The sequence below is a fragment of the Gemmatimonas sp. genome (assembly GCF_041689975.1).
Classification (GTDB): Bacteria; Gemmatimonadota; Gemmatimonadetes; order Gemmatimonadales; family Gemmatimonadaceae; genus Gemmatimonas.
On sequence record NZ_JBDNFF010000308.1, the window covers coordinates 1 to 16,541 of the forward strand.

Sequence of the window (16,541 nt, forward strand, 5' to 3'; positions counted from 1 at the left end):
CTGCACGAAGGGCTGGCCGCCGTATCGCGCATGACGGCGCGCGCGAACGAGTACACGACGGCGACGACGCCCTGGGCGGTGGCCAAGGATCCGGCGCGCTTGGCCGAACTCGAGCAGATTCTCGCTTCGCTGATCCGTCGCATCGCGCGGCAAACGGTGCTGCTCGCGCCGTTCATGCCCACCAAGGTCGAAGCCGTGTGGGTGCAACTCGGTGCACCCGGCTCCGTGGCCGCTCAGCGCATCGACGAGTTGGCCACGCTCGAGCCGGCCGGCTGGCGCGTGCAGAAGGGCGAGGGTGTGTTTCCCCGACCGGCGCCGCCGACCGCGCCCATAGCCGTGCCGGCGAGCAGGTAACCCGTTACACCGGCGGCGATTTCGTTTTCTCACCGCGCGTGACCGTCACAGAAAACAGCCTGTTTCGTTCACCAAGCGACGTATCACCCTCTGTGAAATTACGTTCACGGAGCGTTGGTCGTACTTCTTCTGGCGTACCGATCCTTAGCCAGAGGAAGTCCCATGATGATGCCGGTTCATGTTCCACAGCCGCGGTTGATCCGCTCGCGGCGAGGCTTCGCGCTCGAAGTCGTCCTGCTCATGCTCGTGATGTTCTCGATCATCGTGCTCGCCGGCCTTTCGGCGGTCACGACGATTGCCCGCACCTCGAATGCCGATTATCGCGGCGCCCGTGCGTCGTACGCGGCCGAGGGCGGTGCCGACGACATCATGTCGCAGCTCGATGCGGCCATGCAGGACGGCATCATCAACAATTCGGACATCGCGTCGATCACGAGTCCTGAGATCACCGGCTATCGCATGACGCAGACGACGCAAACCACCGGCGTCCCGGTGTCGCGCACCATCACGGCCGGCCCATTCTCCGGTTTGTACTCGCTGAATCAGCCGATCGACATCACGGTGTCGGCGCGCGACACATCCGGCAACAAGGCGACCGCCGTGCTGTCGGTGAACGCCCAGACGATTCCGCTGTTCCAGTTCGGCGTGTTCTACGAGGACGATCTCGAGATCCTCCCCGGTGCGCCGATGACCTTCGCGGGTTGGGTACACACCAACGGCAGCCTCTATCTGTCGTCGAACAGCGCCACGTTTCAAAGCAACATCACGACGCCGGACAGCGTGTTCTGGAATCGTAAAGACGCCAACAACCGACTGGGTGGTGTCCGTATCAACAATGTGGCAGGAACGGCCGTGCTGCTCGACTTCGACTCGCGCAGTCTGTCGGAGCCGTCGTTCAAGACGCGTAGCGAACAGCGCTTCAACGGCCGCTTGATGTCGAAGGCGCACGGTGTGCGTTCGCTCAAACTCCCGCTGCCGGTGAACGTGCCGCCGGTGACGCTCGTACAGCCGCGCAATGCCGGCGACAGCCCGATCGTGCAAGACGTAAAGATGGCGTGGAAGTCGGATTGGTACATCACCATCGATGCGGCGGTGTTCGACCTGCCAACCCAGGCGGCGAGGAATGCGTCACTTTGCACGGCGCTATTCATGACACATGACCGCTCAGGTGGCTTGGCGACGCCCAACGCTACCGAATGCGCGAGGATTTTCGTCGCACGCTCCAACGCTTTCTATGATGGCCGTGAAGACCTGAGTCCTGATCTGCTCGACATCCACATGGACGAGTTGCGCCTCTGGAGCGACGCATCGAGAGCGGTCCGCTCGCCGCGCATCATCTATCTGCACTTCATCAACCTCGGCGGCAGCACGAATCGGGATCTTGTGTCCGTGCGTCTTCGTCAGGGCGGGCAGCTGCCGATGCCGGCTACGTCCGCGGATACGGGTGGCCTCTCCATGGTGACGGAGCGCCCCGTGTACGTGCTTGGCGACTACAACACAACCGTCTGGCGTCCCGCCGCCATCATGAGTGACGCCATCACGTTTTTGTCGAATGCTCCCAATCCGGCCATGACAGCATGCACCGGAGCCGGATGGTGCGACTCGCTGCAAGCCGGTCCCATTCAGCGGGCGGCGAGCCCCCTGACGACGGTGCACGCCGCGCTGTTGTCCGGCCACTCGGCCACGCCGTGCGACTACGCACGAGCAGGCTGCGGAGCACCAGCGTACGGTGGCGGCCTCGAGAACTTTCCCCGGTTCCTGGAGAACTGGGGCAGCGGCAGGACCTTCAGGTACACCGGCTCGCTCGTCTCACTCTACCAGAGTCGCTTCGTGACTGGTCTCTGGGGCAACACCACCAATGGTGGCGCCTACTACACGCCGCCCACCCGGCAATGGAGTTTCGACGTGAACTTCCGCTTCCCGGAGCGGCTGCCGCCAGGCACTCCTTCGGTGGGCACCGTACTGCAGACCGCGTTCCGACCCCTGTACTGACCGCTTCACTGTACTATCGGGGCTTCCCCGGGATCCGTATGGCACGCACCAGACTGCTTCGAGCTCGCAGCGGCTTCACCATCATCGAACTGCTGATGGTCGTTGCGGTCGTCGGCATCATGATGTCGATCGTTCTGCCCAAGTTCCGCATCTCCGAGAAAACGGAAGTGCAGCTGGCGGGGATCCAACTGGCGCAGGACCTCGACGTGTCGCGCACCCGCGCGCTCTCGACGCGGGAAATGGTGCGCGTGGCGTTCAAGACGGGCACGCGTAAGTATGGGGGCTATCTCGACGAGGACGGTGACGGCACCATCGTCGAGTCGGATGCGGAGTGGCAGGCCTTGCGTGGCTTCGGCGTCCGTACGCTTCCCGATCGTGTGACGTACGGTCGCGGCGCAGCGGGCGCAATCCCCGGCGACGCACCGTCGGGGGAAGTCACTTTTCCCAATGCCCGCATCGAGTTCGACGCACGCGGCCTCACGATGCCGATGGGCACGCGTGGCGTGGTCTATCTCGCCAGCGAAAACGACCCGTACGCGGTCGTCGCCATTCAGGTCACGCCGTCCGGAAATGTTCGGTTCTGGACCTATAAGCAGGTCGGAGGTTGGCAATGAATCGCCTCATATCACGTCATCGCCGCACGCGCGCCGTCGTCACGCGGCGTCGAGGCTTCACACTGGTCTCGATGATCGTCGCGATCATCTTGCTCGCGGTGGGCCTGTCGGCGCTGGCCAGCGCCAACGCCAGCACGATCACGTTGCAGACGCTGTCCCAGAACCGCACGAACGCCATCGCCATCGGGCGATCCTATCTCGAGCAGGTGCGCACCCGCGACCCGTGGCTGGTGCAAACAGAAGCAGCCATTCGACTGGGCGCCGAAGGAACGCCTGACGCGAGCGGGCCATACGTGCGCACCATGACCGTGACGGTCACGCGGCAGAATCTCGTGAAGATCGATGTCCGGGTGGACTTTCCGCGCGCGACGACTCCCGTGTTGCTCACTACGTTGCTGTTTCGCGGCAACGGTCTCTCTGGAGCGCCCTGATGCATACCCCGTACGCCAGCTCGCGAAGCACCACGTCGCGTCGCGCTCGCCGCGGCTTCTCGCTGGCCGAAGTCCTGATCTCGATGACGATCGGCATGGTGGTGATCGGATCAGCCACCGCCTTTTCGCTCAACAGCTGGCAGACGCGTCGATCGTGGACCGTGCGTGAAGGCGTCGATCGTGGCGCACGCTTTGTGGGTCTGTCGCTAGCGCGCGATGTGCAAGAGGCGGGGATCGCCATGGTAGGCACGAACGTCTTCTCGGCGCTCGGTGCCACGGGCGATACCGTTTCGGTGTTGTCCGTGCCCTTCGACCCGCAGGAAGCGCCGGTGTATCCGATCTTCGACGACGGCGATACGCTGCCGAACTATCCGCCCGGCGGCACCTGCGGTGTCACGTGCATCGATTTCAGGAAGGTCGGCGGCGCTTACGTACTGAAGGCGGGCGATCTGGTACGACTGCAGGTGGGAACGACACGCCGCCTACTGTTGCTGACCAGTGTCGCGAACCGGAGCGCTACGCTGTTTCGCATTCAGTTCCTACCCGCCACGCGACTGGTAAACCGCGATGCCGGCCTCGATAGCGTGTTGTTGTCGCGATCCGGGACCACGATTCAGCGTCTCAATGCGGTGATGTACTGGCGGAATGCGGGCACCAAGGAGTTGATGCGCGCCGAGCGGCTGACGTCGACTGGAGCACCTGATGGTGATGTGATGGCCACCGGCGTTCAGGCGTTCACGAGCCGGCTCGTCTTCGTGTCCGGCGCTGAGCATGCGACGTACAATGGCCTCGACGCCGATACCACGAACGACGGCAATGATGTCATGGGTATTCGCATTCGAGCACAGATGAAAAGCGACCGCAGCGATCCCGCAGTGAATGGCGGCAACCCGGTCTCTCGCTGGTACGAATGGCGTGTCGCCCCGCGCAACCTGCTCTACGAAAAGAACAAGATGTAACGGGGCGACCGGCGATCATTTCTTGAAGTCGACCGTCGGCGCCGCGCGCGACGCGGCGTCGGTCACTTCGAAATAGGTGCGCGGCTTGGCACTGGTGACCTTCGCCGTCAGGACAGCGGGGAACTTGCGGATGTACTCGTTGTACAGTCGCACGGCGCCGTTGTAATCGGTGCGTGAAACGGCAATACGGTTCTCCGTACCGGTGAGTTCATCCTGCAGGCGCAGGAAGTTCTCGTTCGACTTGAGCTCCGGGTACGCCTCGACGGTCACGGTGAGACGGCTCAGCGACGTCGTGAGCTGCTGATTGGCATTGGCCAGTTCGGCCGGATCGGAGCCGCCCGGCTTCTGCAACGCGCCCACGAGCCCGGCCCGCGCCTGCGTGACCGCCGTCAGCACTTCGCTTTCCTGCGCGGCGAATCCCTTCACGGTGGCCACGAGATTCCCGATCAGGTCGGCGCGCCGCTGCAACTGCGCATCGATGTTCTGCTTGGCCTGGGCGGCCTGTTCGTCGTACGATTGAATCGTGTTGTATCCGCAGGCGTTCATGCCCAGCGGCAGCACCAGGGCGACCGCGAGCAGGCGCGCGCGTGACCAGGAGAACGGACTTGACGGACGTCGCGAAAGCTGCGTGGTGACCATGGAGCTCCTCATGATTGGACTGGGGGAATGACTTCCGGTGCCGCCGAAGGCGACGTGAATCGATCGAGATATCCGACGAGGACGTCCATGCCGCGTACATACCCCGCCAACACGGTTTCCGCCTCGCCGTTCGACAAGGCCGTGCCGCGCACCAACGCCGACACCGCCGTGAACGGCGCGGGATCGAAGCCGCATTTCGCGGCCACATCCTGGATCACGCGCGTCGCGTCGCGTTCCGGCTTGACGCCATGCAAGCGCGATACGGCGCGAAAGATCACCATCAGCGCGCTGAAGCTGGAGCGCAGCAGATCGATCTGTCGCGCGGCGTCGGTGCCGGCGACCATCACGCCTCGCCGAAGCCGCAGCAACTTGCCCATCGCTTCCTGTTCGGTTTGCAAACGCAAGTAGTGCTTGTCCACTACCAGCTCGGTCAGCGCGAGCGTGCCGTGCAGCAACCGATGTCGTTCGAGGATATCGGCGTACTCCATCGGGAAAATGTCGGCCGAACGCCGCCACTCCTGCTCGGTGAGCTCGAGCACCGGCGGATTGCCCGCTTCAGCCCAAGCGCGCATGGTCTGCCCAAGACTGCGCATCTGCACCACGTCGATCGACGAGACGATGACGAGCACATTGAAGTCGGAGTGCCCGACGATCTGCTCACCGCTGGCGGCCGATCCGTACAGCACCACCGCCTGCAGCGCGTTGCCGTGGACCTGGCGCAGCTGCTGGACGAGATCATCGAGAGACATCGAAGCACGTGCCATGGATTTGTTCACCAGTTGGAGCCGCCACCACCGCCACTGAAACCGCCACCACCACCGAATCCACCAAACCCTCCGCCGCCCCCGCCTCCACCGAAACCACCACCGAATCCGCTACCGCCGTGCCACCCGCCCACCGAGGGGCCTGGTATCGGAATGGGAATACATCCCATACACCCGCGTCGTCGCCGTCCGCCGAAGGAGCTGAGCAGCGAGAACAGCACCACCATCGCCAGCACCACCATGAACGGCGGAATGCCCTGCGACCGCGGTCGGCGACGCTGCTGCGGTGGTGGCACGCCTTCGAGCGTGACGCCGAAGTTGGCCGCATAGCGCGCGGCCACATCGGTGGCGATGCGCTCGAGCGCACCCGAGTAGTCCTGCGCCCGAAAGAGCGGCGTCTGCTCACGGCAGATGGCACCCGACGTCGCGTCGGTGATGAAGCCCTCGGTGCCTTGGCCCGTCTCGATGCGGCAGTAACCACGACCGTCGTCGGACGTTTCCTTGGGCACGATCAGGATGATCACGCCGGCATTGCGCGCCTGATCACCGATGGCCCCGCCAGCGCCGACCTTCCACTCGCGGCCAAGCCGCAGCGACACCTCTTCGACCGGACGTCCACCGAGCGACGGCAGGGTGACGACGACCATGTCGCCGCGCGTGGCCGCATTCACGCGTTTGGCGAGATCGTCGATACGAGCCGCCGCGTCGGGCTGTAATACGTTGGCGAAGTCGTTGACGTAGCCGACCGGAGCCGGCAACGGTTGGCCCGGGGCGGCGACCTGACTCCACGAGAGCGACGGCGACCCCCCGACGGCGACGACCGCCGCGAGGAGCCACACGATCAGATGCCGCGCGCGCCACATAAAAACAGCGGCGGGACGGCGATTGTCGGTTTGAACCAAGAAGGTGCGCACGGGGTGAAAGATACAGTCTCTACGCACGCGGATGGGGTTCGGTGTCAGGGATTCGTGTCAGGCGAGCCCGCGCTTGCCATCAGGTCAACCGTGACGAGAGGGCTCTGCGTCGCCTGACGCCACGCCTCGGAGATCCAGCCCTTGGTTAGATTTCAACGGGTTACAAGCGAACCGCACTTTCCCGATCCAGACTTTCATGTCCCGACCCCGCTCTGCTTTCCGCTTCAGCGCGCTCCTTCTCTTCCTCAGTGCGCTGACCGCCTGTGGTCGGGCCGATGCGGGCAAAGTGCCGACCGCGACGGCTACCGCGAGTGCCGGGCTCAGCGCGTCACCGTTGTTGCAGACCACGGCGGCCACGCTGCCCGGTACCCCGAGTGATACCCTTGCCGACTCGGTCATGATTCAGCGAGCCGACAAGGGCCGACTGATGGGACGTGACGATGCGATGTGGGTCGTGATGATCAGCGACTTCCAGTGCCCGTATTGCAAGCAGTGGCACGACTCGTCGATGGCGAATCTCAAGCGCGACTACATCGACGCCGGCAAGGTCCGCATGGCGTACCTCCATCTGCCGCTGTCGAATCACCGCCACGCGCGAGCGCAGGCGGAGGCGTCGATGTGTGCCGCCGTGCAGGACAAGTTCTGGGAATACGCCGACGCGTTGTTCCGCGAGCAGCGAGCGTTTCAGCCGATCGAGAATCCCACGGCGAAGCTTCAGCAGATCGCCCGTGACGTGTCGCTCGACCTGCCGTCGTTCACCCGATGCCGGAAATCCGACGCCATCCGCATGCTCGTGGGGAACGACGAGCGGCAGGCGTCGCAGGCGCGCGTGCAATCCACGCCGTCGTTCCTGATCGGCGACTTCCTGGTCCAGGGCGCGTTGCCGTACACGGATTTCCGCAAGGCAATCGATACGGCGCTGGCCGTCGCGAAGTCGAAGAGGACGCGCTGAACCGTCTGGTCCGCTCCGCGTACGGAGCGGGAGTGCTCGCCGCCCGCGTGGCCGCTCGTGTGGCGGGCCAAGTGGCACCGGCGAGCGGGTCGAAGCTGTGGCGTTCGCTAGCCGCCCGCCGTGGATTGTTGGAGCGGGTCGCCGCCGCCAGCCGAGCGGTTCGTCGTCCGGGTCGCCCGCTGGTGTGGATGCACGCCCCGTCGGTGGGCGAAGGGCTGCAGGCACGCCCGGTCGCGCATCGGCTGCGCGCGCTGCATCCCGAGGTGCAACTCGCCTACACGTTCTTTTCGCCCAGCGCCGAGCAGTTCGCGCCGTCGATCGGCGCCGATATCACGGATTATCTGCCCTTCGACGGGCATCGCGAGGCCGACGCGATGCTCGATGCCCTGCAGCCGTCGCTGTTGGTATTCGTGAAGCTCGACGTCTGGCCGATGCTGGTGGAGCGCGCAACGGTACGGAATATCCCCGTGGCGCTTCTCAGTGCCACTCTGGCGCCACGATCGGGGCGAACAGGGGCGTTGGCGCGCCTGCTGCTGCACGACGCCTACAGCGCCCTGCAGGGCGTCGGCGCGATCGACCGGCTCAACGCCGACCGACTGGTCGGCATCGGTGTCCGCGCCAGCGTGCTCGAAGTCACGGGTGACACGCGCTTCGATCAGGTGTGGGCTCGTGCCCAAGGGGTGGATCGCGCGCAACCGATGCTGCAGGCGCTGGCCAGTACTCGTCCCACGCTGGTGGCCGGTTCGACGTGGCCGGCCGACGAAGCGGTGCTGCTAAGCGCCTTCGCGCGCCTCGTTCGTGCGAGGGCCGGCGGCGGCGACGTGGCGAATCGGCCGCGACTGCTGATCGCTCCGCACGAGCCGACCGCCGCGCATCTGGCACCCCTGATGGCGTGGGCCCGCACCGCGGGGTTGTCGTGCACCACACTGGTCGCCGCCGAAGCAGACCGCACGGCCGCCGCCAGCGACGTCATCATCGTGGATCGCGTCGGGGTACTCGGCGATCTCTACGCATTGGCCGACGTTGCCTTCGTCGGCGGCGGCTTTCATGCCGCTGGCTTGCACTCAGTGATCGAACCGGCGGCATTCGGCGCACCGGTGCTGTTCGGTCCCGGCCACGACATGAGCCGCGAAGCCGGTCTGCTGCTCACCGCCGGCGGCGCCCGCGCGATACGTGACGCACGCGAGTTGGAAGCGGCGCTGGGTGAATGGCTTTTCGCGGGGCCTGCGCGTGGTGTCGCCGGCGAGGCTGCACGGTCACTCGTGCAGAGCGAGCTCGGTGCTACGGAGCGCTCGGTGCGCCTGGTGCAGCGGTTGTTGCAGGAGCAGATGTAGACGCTCTTGTACGGAGGTCTGCATACGGAGAGCCCCGTGCGCACGTCGAGAATCGTTGGTTGACGCGAAGGGCACGAAGCACGCGAAGGGACGCGAAGAACAGCAGGACATTTTCAATTTCTATTCTTGGCGTTTTAGCTTTTCTCAGCTTTTCTTCGCGTCCCTTCGCGAACTCCGCGATCTTCGCGTCAACCAGCAGATCGTCAGCACCAGCCACGCTCGCCGCCGGCACACCACCAACACGCCCGACGATGCGCTCAGTCCTTGTCGCCTCGCGCGCGCGTATAGATCACGATAGCCCCCCACGGAGTGCGGTCGCCGAACTGCACGGAGGCTTCCGTTTTTCCGAGCAGTGCGAAGAAATAGACGTCGCGCGGATTGATGTTCTGGTAGCTGCCGCTGAGCGGCACACCGTCGATCACGATCGTGAGGCAGCGGTTGTAGCGCGTGGAGCGGATACAATCGTCTCGACGGCCAGGGACGATGAAACCCGGATATCCAGATGAGCGCAGCAGGTCTTCGAACGAAGTCGAGCGTTCGCGCAGCTTCTCCACCTCGGCCGGCGGGAAGACGCGCCAGCCGCGTCGGCGTGCTTCCACCAGGCGCAGGTCATTCAACGACCTCGTAGACTTCACGCGCATCGTATCGACACGAATGCCGGTTTCGACGACACTGAAATTCACGTCCAGCGTGTCAGTGATGTCGATGTTGATGGCGTCGGAGAGCGTGGGCTGCATGCCGATGCGCGTAATCGAGATCGCGAAGGGCTGACCGCCGGCGTTGATCCGGAACTGGAAGCGCCCGTTGTCATCGGTGACCGTGCTGCCAATCGAGCGGCCATCGAGCAGGAGCGCCATGACGCGCGCCTGGTCGAGCGGTCGGTCGTCGCCGGCGAGTTTGGCATATCCGCGAAGCACCTGGGCCTGCACGCTCGCGGGTGACCAGAGCATGGCGCAAAGCACAGCGACCGCGAGCGGGAGGTTGATCCCGTTCGCGGTCGCTGTTGGCTTGTGCTCGTGCGAACGCACAACCGTAATAGCTACGGGTTGGGCGTCGTACGCGGCGGCTGTCTGTCCACGAAGTACACGACGCCGGGCGCCGTAAACTTCGCGCCGGCCGAATTCGCCGGCGCGGCCGGGAACGCGATGGCTGTGATGATCGAACCGGCGATGGTGGCGCCACCGAGCGGATCGACGGACGCGCTTCCAGCGGTGCCGGCCGGCGCCGCAGCGCTGATGACCGCCGTGGTCGAACCGGTGGCCGTGACACGGGTCGCGAAGGCTCCCGTGGCTCGGGCCAGATACCCGGAGACCGTGTTCAACGCGACGTTCGCGAGCAGCGGCGCGCCGGTGATGGCGTCCGTGGTCGTGGGGTGGCGTAGATGTCGACGTTACCGACATCGAGTCCCGCATGGATGGCACGGAACGCGATACCAGAGGGCGTAGTAGGTATGGCGTCGGTGATGCTCACGATACGCTGCCTCGGCGTGGCGCCGGCGCGGGCGTAGCCCAGGTGCAGCAACGTGTAATACCTGCCGGCTTCGAACGTGATGGTGGTATCCACCAAAATGGTCGTGTTGCCGGCCACCGACACATCACCGCTGAAGGTGAACACGCGGAACTTGCGCGCGCCCGCTTCGGTGGGCTGGTAGCCGCCCTGACCTTGGCCGCGGAACGCGACGTTGACGAACGTGATGGGCGAGTACTGCACCTGGTCGATGAAGCGGACCGTAGTGCTGAGCGTGTCGGGGATGGCGTTGATGTAGCGAACGAACGCCAACGGCGGCAAGTTCTGCAGCGTGGGCCCATCGTTGGGCTCACTGCAGCCGACCATCGCCGACACTGCTGCGCCAAGAATGACAAATCGGGAGAGCCGCATGAGGCAAGGACTCCGAGAGGAAGCGAAAATAGGAACGATGAACGAGTCGATCGCGCGAGGGCGCGGCCGCTCAGGACGGTGACGGGCCGTCACCGGGTCGATCGGTTGCCGGATCTCCGAAGAGATTGAGCGTGTTGCCGAGCGAAGCGATGATGGCAAAAGCGATCGTACCAACCAGCAGGAGCGTCTTGAATTTCGATATTTTGCGGGCGCGATAGCCGATAACTGCTTCTTCGGGAATCGACACGCGCTCACCGGTCCATGTAGCCGTGTTTCCGCGCAGATCGGTCACGCGATACACATCGAGCACGATAGCCCCGTTTTGCCGGCTTACAACTTTGCCATCGATTCGGTCTACACTGGCACCGACCCGATCACCCAGCAGAACGCGGCCGCGATCGTTGAGCACGACGCTCACTTGCTGTGCGGGAACGGGTGGTGTGGACTGCACCGGGAGATACGAAAAACACCCGATTTGCAGGGCCAGCGCCAGAGCGCAGAGGCTGCTCACGGAGCGCTGCGCGATCGTTTCCGATCGCGAGCGCACGGTGAGCGCCCGTGACTCCGACATCAGAATCCGTACGTGCCGCGCGGCGCGCGGTTCGTGCCGTTGTAATACGGCTGGTTCTGACGGGCCTGCATTTCCTGATACGGCACCGGCCACTCGACCGGCGTGCCCTCGACCAGGTCACCCCAACCGCGGTTGTCCGCCATCCAGATGAAGTAGCCCGTGAAGGCCGTCTCCATGCGCTTCTCGTACTTCATGGCTTCGAGCAGGCTGCCGCAGGCCGTGGTAGTGAAACTCGGCGCCACCGGCACTTGCGGCACGCATGTAGCGCGGTCAGTGGAATACGCCACCGTGGCGCTGGCCACGTTGCCGATCGGATCCAGACCGTTGCGCGCACGCGTCACGTTCACGAGCGTAATGGCCGCAGGAAGGTTGCCGGTGCGGATGTAGCCTTCAGCCGCGAGCATGTCCATTTCCGTTTTGGACATTTCGGTGTATAGGCCGGTCACGACGTTGAGCCACTGCGCGCCGTAACGGCGGTGGTCGTACTGCGAGTCACCGGGGCCGACCAGCGGCACATCTTCGCCCGCGGGGCGATTGCGGAAGTACACGCCGGGGGCGAGCGCCACGGTGGGTGCTTGCGCCTGCTGCCCGGCACGTGTCGCGCCAGTTGGCCACCGCCGGTCGGGCGTGGTGATGATGAATGCACGCCGGTTGCTGACGGGCGTAGCGAGCCACGCTTCGTACGCACCGGACACGTCGGTCATTCCATAATAGAAGTATGGGATGGCGTGCCAGCCGCCGGGTTGGTACATCGTGCTGAAGTCGTACCCCGCAGACCAGCCGGTGGTGCCACCGAGCGAGACAGTGAAGTCAGCGGTGATACCATTCGTGGCATCAGCGATCACCGCCGCCCAATCGACCGCCGCGCGGGCGGCCGGCGTACGGGCATTGCCAGCGCGGATGCGCGCCTTGTACGAGCGCGCGAGGCGAACGAACTGGTCCCGCGTAACGGCAACACCGCTGATCCACGTGGTGGGGAGCGGAAAACCGTTCGCACCGCTCGACGCCGCGGCTGAGTTGGCGATCGCGATCGCCGAGTCGAGCATCAGCATGGCCGCCGCACCAACCTGCGCTGCACCCGAGAGCCCCGGGACCTGGTCGCTGGGCGTGGCCGGCGTGACGATGGCCGCCGAGTCGTAGGCCAGCGCCAGGTTGGCGAGCGACTGTCCCAGGATATAAAAGCCGAACGCTCGGGCGCGGGCATCCTGCGCCGGGCTGCCGATCGTCTGACCGGTGGTGGCCAAACGGTTCACAGCGGCGACCGCGTTGGACGCCGTACGGCCCACTCGCGAAAAATTATTGAAGTTCGCGAGATTACCCACCTGGTTGTCGTTGCCCAGTTCGTTCGAGATGACGGAGCGAGGGATAACCGAACGCGCAGCCATACCGAAATTGGCCACCGACGCAATATTCTCGCCCGACAGAATACGCGCCTGCGTGTTCACCGATTCAGTGGCACGTTGTGGATTGAACAGCTGGACGCCGAGACCGGCGACCACAGCTTCCACGCCTGCCGGTGTGGCATAGGCTCGTGCCACGTCAGGGTTGTTCAGGTTGACGACGTTCAGTGAGTCTCCGCTGCAGGCCATAAGCCCCAGCAGTAGCCCACCGCCCGCCATGTACTGCGAAACATGCGTACGCATCGAATCTCCTCAAGAGGCTGTCCACGAGCGCGAGGGCATTGCACGCCTCGCGCTACGTGAACTCCGGGGTCAGAAGCTGGTTCTAAGCGAGAACGTGAGCTGGCGCAGGTTCGGAAAGGTGGCACCGTCGATAGCATTCAGCACGCCGGATCCGAAGGCACCGCCGCCCGCGCCCACCTCGGGGTCGAACCCGTCGTAGTTGGTCCAGGTGTACAGGTTGCGACCGATGACGGCGAGGTCCCAGTTCCCCACGCCGGCGATCGGACCGATCTTGTAGCCGATCGAGAGTTCACGGACTTTCACAAAGCCCGCGTCTTCGACCGTGTTGTTGTTCGGCGCCAGCACGTCGTACGTGCCACCGATGCCACCCGTGGACACGGCGCGAAAATAGTAGCCGATGGGCTTGGCATCCGCGACCGAGCGACCCTGCTGGTCGGCATCCCGGTGCATGAAGTCGCCCAACGACCACTGCCGACCACGGTTCCACACGTCTTTTCCAACCGTGGCGTCGAGCAGGCCATATAGTGTGAGGCGCTTGTAGCGGAAATTCTGGGCGTTCGACCAGCGGAAGGCAGGCAGCGCCTGACCGACTTTCAATACGGGCACGCCGCCGGCATCGTCACGCTCGAGGATGGGGAAGCCCCAGTTGAGCCGTTCGTTGGTGGTGCCACCAGCCCACGGCGCCTGAGCGGCCGGGACACTGGTCATCCACAGATTTTTCGTGATGCCGTCGGCGATCGTGTTGCCCTGTCCGACGTATACGACGAAGCCATCCTTGTTGCTCTGGTAGTCCTGGCCCGCGCCGCAGCGCGTCTGAAAGGCAGCGGGGAGCTGACCGCACTCCTTCACGAACTTGCGGCCGTAAATGTCACCGAGTCCGCCGCCCTGGACGATCTTGAACATCGTCTCTGAGCCCTGATTACCAGCAGCGGTCTGGAAGTACTCAGGAACACCGAGCTGCGTGATGACCGACGTGGTGCGGTCGTAGTTCAAGCGCACCGAGTAATCGACATTGCGCGAAGCCACGATCGGGATGTTCAACGAGACTTCGACCGTGTTGTTCGTGAGCTGACCGGCGTTCGTCCACTGGCTGGCAAAACCGGCCGCCGCGGGCGGGGGAGGCTGCAACAGCTGGTCGTTGATCACGTTGCGCGACTTCGTGAGCGTCACGCCGTACTTGCTGAACAACTCGAGATCCATACCGTATTCAGTCTCGGTGGACACTTCCGGACGGAGGTTCCTGTTGCCGAGCTGATTCGGATTGAGCGCGCCACCGGCACCGATGGTGAACGTCTCGTACTGCGCCGAGAAGTTGGGGCGGTTACCGGCCTGGCCCACCGAGTACCGGAACTTGAGATCGGAGACCTGGTCGAAGTTGAACCACGGCTCATCGGACAGACGCCACGCGAACGACGCGCGACCGTAGGTCTGCCAACGATTGGCCTGTCCGAACAGCGAAGCGGCGTCTCGACGGACGAGGGCGCCCACGATGTAACGACCCTTGTAGTCGAGGTCGAGATTTGTGAAGAAGCCCAACTGACGCACGGTTTCCGAACTACCGGAAATTGCCTGGTTGACGATGGCTGCGTCCGGATCGCGGAGGCCCGGTACGGCGAGATTTTGACCGCTCGAGGACTGAGAGCGCGCGTCCTGCGCTTCGTAGAGGTAGCGCAGTGTGAGGCGCGACGTGAGGCTCTCGTCGAACCAATTCTTGCGCGCCGACACGTTACCGGAGGCGTTGAGCGAATACGAGCGGTCGCCGCTGCGGCTGATGTTCCCGAGGTTGGTGGGGCTGAGCGCCGACGTCCGGTAGCCACGATCCTGCTGCCCCTCCTGGAAGTTGCTGCGAGCGTCGTAGCCGAAGTTGAATTCGCCATCGAGCCAGCTGAGCGGCGTCCACCGGGCCGTGGCATTGCCCACGAAGCGATCGATGAGATTGAGCGGCGCGAAATTCTGCGCTTGGTACGCCGGGTTGGTGTTTCCCAAACCCTGATTCTGCGCCGTGGAGCGGATGTAGAGCCGATCCTTGGAGTCGGTGGCGAACAGCTCGGCATTGGCTGGCTGACGCGTGAGGCCGAACCACCCGGCGCCGTTGTTGTAGTCGCTGGCGCTGGTGTAGCTGGAACGGACCGAGAAGTTGATGTTGCCACCAAGCTGCTGATCCACGTTGAGGCGCAACGAGTTTCGCGTGTAGCCCGGGAGCAGCTTGACCGAGCCTTCCTGACGAAACTGGTTCAAAGAGGCGAAGAAGTTCGTGCGACCAACACGACCCGTGGCGTCGAGGGTCGAGTTGACGATCTGCCCGTTCGTCACGAACGCCGCGATCGGGTTGTACGTGCGCGGGAACTGGTTGACCTGGTACAGCGCGCGCGAGGCCTGGGCGCCCGGGTTCCGGGCAATGCCGGCGTCGTTCGTGAACGTGGCAGTCTGCAGCGAGAAGTCGCCGCCGTCGTTGTTCACGCGATACGCTTCCTGATAGATGTCGACCGTGCGCGAGCAGTCGGGCGAACCCGGAGCCGCCACGCAGAAGCGCGTTGAGGTCTCGTCCATCAGCATGAAGTGCGTAGAGGGGTACTTGTACTCGCGTTCGATGTCGGACACGCCGTATTCGACGTTGGCCCGGAACTTTACGCCTTCGCTCTGGTTCTTGCCCGAGCGCGTCGTGATCTGGATCACGCCGTTACCAGCGCGCGAGCCGTACAGCGACGACGCGGCGGCACCCTTCACGACTTCGATATTCTCGATGTCCTGCGGGTTGATGTCCTGCAGGCCACCCTGCGAAACGACCCCGTCGATGATGTACAGCGGGTCCTGGCCACGGCCCGTGGCGTTGATCGACTGCGGGCCACGGAGGATGACGGCGGGAGCCGTACCGGGACGGCCCGAGGCCGACACGATGTTGGCGCCGGCCACCTTACCCTGCAGCTGCGACAGCGGGTTGGAACCCGGAACGGGCATGTCCTTTTCACTGACCTGAGCCACCGAGAACGCGAGCTTCCTCTGCTCCGTACCCGCGGTCACGCCGGTGGTGACGACTTCCTGGAGGCGATTGATGTCCTTGACCAGGGAGAAATCGAACGTCTGGTTGCCGGCACGCAGCGTGATCGGCTTGGCGGTGGCCTTGTATCCGATGGAGCGGGCGCGCAACTGAAGCGCCTGACCTTTCAGCCGATCCGCCGGGATCGTGAGGGTGTAACGACCCGCCGCGTTGGTACCTATCGAAACGGCGAGTTCAACGATGTAGACGTTGGCGTTCTCGAGGGGATCACCGAACTCGCTCTTCACGATGCCGGTAATAACGGCCGGACCCTGTGCCTGCGCCACGACGGGCATCAGCAACAGGGCAGCGGCGATGGGGACGTGCGACAGCCACCTGATAAATCTCGACATGCTCAGCCCTCGGCGCATCTGAAGCCGGAAACGGGGGAGAGGAACTCACCGGCGGGAGTGGAGATCCCGGCGGCCGACAAACTCGACCGGCGGCCTCCGCAGAGAC

15 protein-coding genes and 1 pseudogene are annotated in these 16,541 nt (G+C 64.3%); 7 read left to right on the plus strand and 9 right to left on the minus strand.

Annotation, left to right across the window (positions count from 1 at the left end; all coding sequences use genetic code 11):
- From ACESNG_RS18585 to ACESNG_RS18605, 5 genes and pseudogenes are all read left to right on the plus strand, one after another.
- Positions 1–354 (plus strand): annotated as a pseudogene (locus tag ACESNG_RS18585) (hypothetical protein); the annotation flags it as partial.
- 162 nt (positions 355–516) lie between these two features.
- Positions 517–2,346: a hypothetical protein gene (locus ACESNG_RS18590; protein WP_373062868.1), complete on the plus strand. Its 1,830-nt coding sequence runs from the start codon at positions 517–519 to the stop codon at positions 2,344–2,346.
- Between the two features lie 38 nt (positions 2,347–2,384).
- Positions 2,385–2,960 (plus strand): Tfp pilus assembly protein FimT/FimU, encoded by a 576-nt coding sequence (locus ACESNG_RS18595; RefSeq protein ID WP_373062866.1) that lies wholly within the window; start codon positions 2,385–2,387, stop codon positions 2,958–2,960.
- Positions 2,957–3,391 carry a prepilin-type N-terminal cleavage/methylation domain-containing protein gene (locus tag ACESNG_RS18600; RefSeq protein ID WP_373062864.1) on the plus strand — a complete coding sequence of 145 codons (435 nt, stop codon included), beginning with the start codon at positions 2,957–2,959 and terminating at the stop codon, positions 3,389–3,391. The genes ACESNG_RS18595 and ACESNG_RS18600 overlap by 4 nt, the downstream gene beginning before the upstream one ends.
- Positions 3,391–4,350, plus strand: coding sequence for a PilW family protein (locus ACESNG_RS18605; RefSeq protein ID WP_373070282.1), 960 nt, complete (start codon positions 3,391–3,393; stop codon positions 4,348–4,350). Before ACESNG_RS18600 ends, ACESNG_RS18605 begins: the two co-directional genes overlap by 1 nt.
- A gap of 15 nt (positions 4,351–4,365) precedes the next feature.
- Here ACESNG_RS18605 and ACESNG_RS18610 read toward each other — a convergent pair whose 3' ends face one another.
- Genes ACESNG_RS18610 through ACESNG_RS18620 form a run of 3 tightly spaced genes read right to left on the minus strand, consistent with a single transcriptional unit; the run spans position 4,366 to position 6,667 of the window.
- On the minus strand, positions 4,366–4,989 hold the full coding sequence (locus tag ACESNG_RS18610) for a LemA family protein (protein ID WP_373062976.1): 624 nt from the start codon (positions 4,987–4,989) through the stop codon (positions 4,366–4,368).
- Positions 4,990–4,997: 8 nt separating this feature from the next.
- The gene (locus ACESNG_RS18615; protein ID WP_373062978.1) at positions 4,998–5,753 is read right to left on the minus strand and encodes a hypothetical protein; all 756 of its coding nucleotides are present in this window, start codon (positions 5,751–5,753) and stop codon (positions 4,998–5,000) included.
- An 8-nt stretch (positions 5,754–5,761) separates the two neighbouring features.
- Positions 5,762–6,667, minus strand: a complete 906-nt coding sequence (locus ACESNG_RS18620; protein WP_373062980.1) for a YgcG family protein — start codon at positions 6,665–6,667, stop codon at positions 5,762–5,764.
- A gap of 196 nt (positions 6,668–6,863) precedes the next feature.
- Here ACESNG_RS18620 and ACESNG_RS18625 point away from each other — a divergent pair, with 196 nt between their 5' ends.
- Positions 6,864–7,619, plus strand: coding sequence for a DsbA family protein (locus ACESNG_RS18625; RefSeq protein ID WP_373062982.1), 756 nt, complete (start codon positions 6,864–6,866; stop codon positions 7,617–7,619).
- A 32-nt stretch (positions 7,620–7,651) separates the two neighbouring features.
- Positions 7,652–8,953: a 3-deoxy-D-manno-octulosonic acid transferase gene (locus ACESNG_RS18630; RefSeq protein ID WP_373070284.1), complete on the plus strand. Its 1,302-nt coding sequence runs from the start codon at positions 7,652–7,654 to the stop codon at positions 8,951–8,953.
- A gap of 257 nt (positions 8,954–9,210) precedes the next feature.
- On the opposite strand, the gene ACESNG_RS18635 is transcribed toward ACESNG_RS18630, so the two are convergent.
- From ACESNG_RS18635 to ACESNG_RS18660, 6 genes are all read right to left on the minus strand, one after another.
- The gene (locus ACESNG_RS18635) at positions 9,211–9,903 is read right to left on the minus strand and encodes a carboxypeptidase-like regulatory domain-containing protein (protein ID WP_373070286.1); all 693 of its coding nucleotides are present in this window, start codon (positions 9,901–9,903) and stop codon (positions 9,211–9,213) included.
- 89 nt (positions 9,904–9,992) lie between these two features.
- Positions 9,993–10,274, minus strand: a complete 282-nt coding sequence (locus ACESNG_RS18640) for a hypothetical protein (protein WP_373070288.1) — start codon at positions 10,272–10,274, stop codon at positions 9,993–9,995.
- A complete protein-coding gene (locus ACESNG_RS18645) occupies positions 10,271–10,831 on the minus strand; it encodes a DUF4397 domain-containing protein (protein WP_373070290.1) in 561 nt (186 codons plus the stop codon). Before ACESNG_RS18645 ends, ACESNG_RS18640 begins: the two co-directional genes overlap by 4 nt.
- Before the next feature lie 70 nt (positions 10,832–10,901).
- On the minus strand, positions 10,902–11,402 hold the full coding sequence (locus ACESNG_RS18650) for a hypothetical protein (protein ID WP_373059154.1): 501 nt from the start codon (positions 11,400–11,402) through the stop codon (positions 10,902–10,904).
- Positions 11,402–13,045 carry a hypothetical protein gene (locus tag ACESNG_RS18655; protein WP_373070292.1) on the minus strand — a complete coding sequence of 548 codons (1,644 nt, stop codon included), beginning with the start codon at positions 13,043–13,045 and terminating at the stop codon, positions 11,402–11,404. The genes ACESNG_RS18650 and ACESNG_RS18655 overlap by 1 nt, the downstream gene beginning before the upstream one ends.
- Before the next feature lie 69 nt (positions 13,046–13,114).
- On the minus strand, positions 13,115–16,435 hold the full coding sequence (locus ACESNG_RS18660; protein ID WP_373070294.1) for a SusC/RagA family TonB-linked outer membrane protein: 3,321 nt from the start codon (positions 16,433–16,435) through the stop codon (positions 13,115–13,117).
- Between the last annotated feature and the right edge of the window lie 106 nt (positions 16,436–16,541).

What these genes read in the sequence shown, in the direction of transcription:
- ACESNG_RS18635 (WP_373070286.1), bottom strand. Translation starts at nt 9,903, where the DNA reads ATGCTCTGGTCACCCGCGAGCGTGCAGGCCCAGGTGCTTCGCGGATAT.
- ACESNG_RS18610 (WP_373062976.1), bottom strand. Translation starts at nt 4,989, where the DNA reads ATGGTCACCACGCAGCTTTCGCGACGTCCGTCAAGTCCGTTCTCCTGG.
- ACESNG_RS18595 (WP_373062866.1), top strand. Translation starts at nt 2,385, where the DNA reads ATGGCACGCACCAGACTGCTTCGAGCTCGCAGCGGCTTCACCATCATC.
- ACESNG_RS18660 (WP_373070294.1), bottom strand. Translation starts at nt 16,435, where the DNA reads ATGTCGAGATTTATCAGGTGGCTGTCGCACGTCCCCATCGCCGCTGCC.
- ACESNG_RS18600 (WP_373062864.1), top strand. Translation starts at nt 2,957, where the DNA reads ATGAATCGCCTCATATCACGTCATCGCCGCACGCGCGCCGTCGTCACG.
- ACESNG_RS18590 (WP_373062868.1), top strand. Translation starts at nt 517, where the DNA reads ATGATGATGCCGGTTCATGTTCCACAGCCGCGGTTGATCCGCTCGCGG.
- ACESNG_RS18645 (WP_373070290.1), bottom strand. Translation starts at nt 10,831, where the DNA reads ATGCGGCTCTCCCGATTTGTCATTCTTGGCGCAGCAGTGTCGGCGATG.
- ACESNG_RS18615 (WP_373062978.1), bottom strand. Translation starts at nt 5,753, where the DNA reads ATGGCACGTGCTTCGATGTCTCTCGATGATCTCGTCCAGCAGCTGCGC.
- ACESNG_RS18655 (WP_373070292.1), bottom strand. Translation starts at nt 13,045, where the DNA reads ATGCGTACGCATGTTTCGCAGTACATGGCGGGCGGTGGGCTACTGCTG.
- ACESNG_RS18605 (WP_373070282.1), top strand. Translation starts at nt 3,391, where the DNA reads ATGCATACCCCGTACGCCAGCTCGCGAAGCACCACGTCGCGTCGCGCT.
- ACESNG_RS18625 (WP_373062982.1), top strand. Translation starts at nt 6,864, where the DNA reads ATGTCCCGACCCCGCTCTGCTTTCCGCTTCAGCGCGCTCCTTCTCTTC.
- ACESNG_RS18650 (WP_373059154.1), bottom strand. Translation starts at nt 11,402, where the DNA reads ATGTCGGAGTCACGGGCGCTCACCGTGCGCTCGCGATCGGAAACGATC.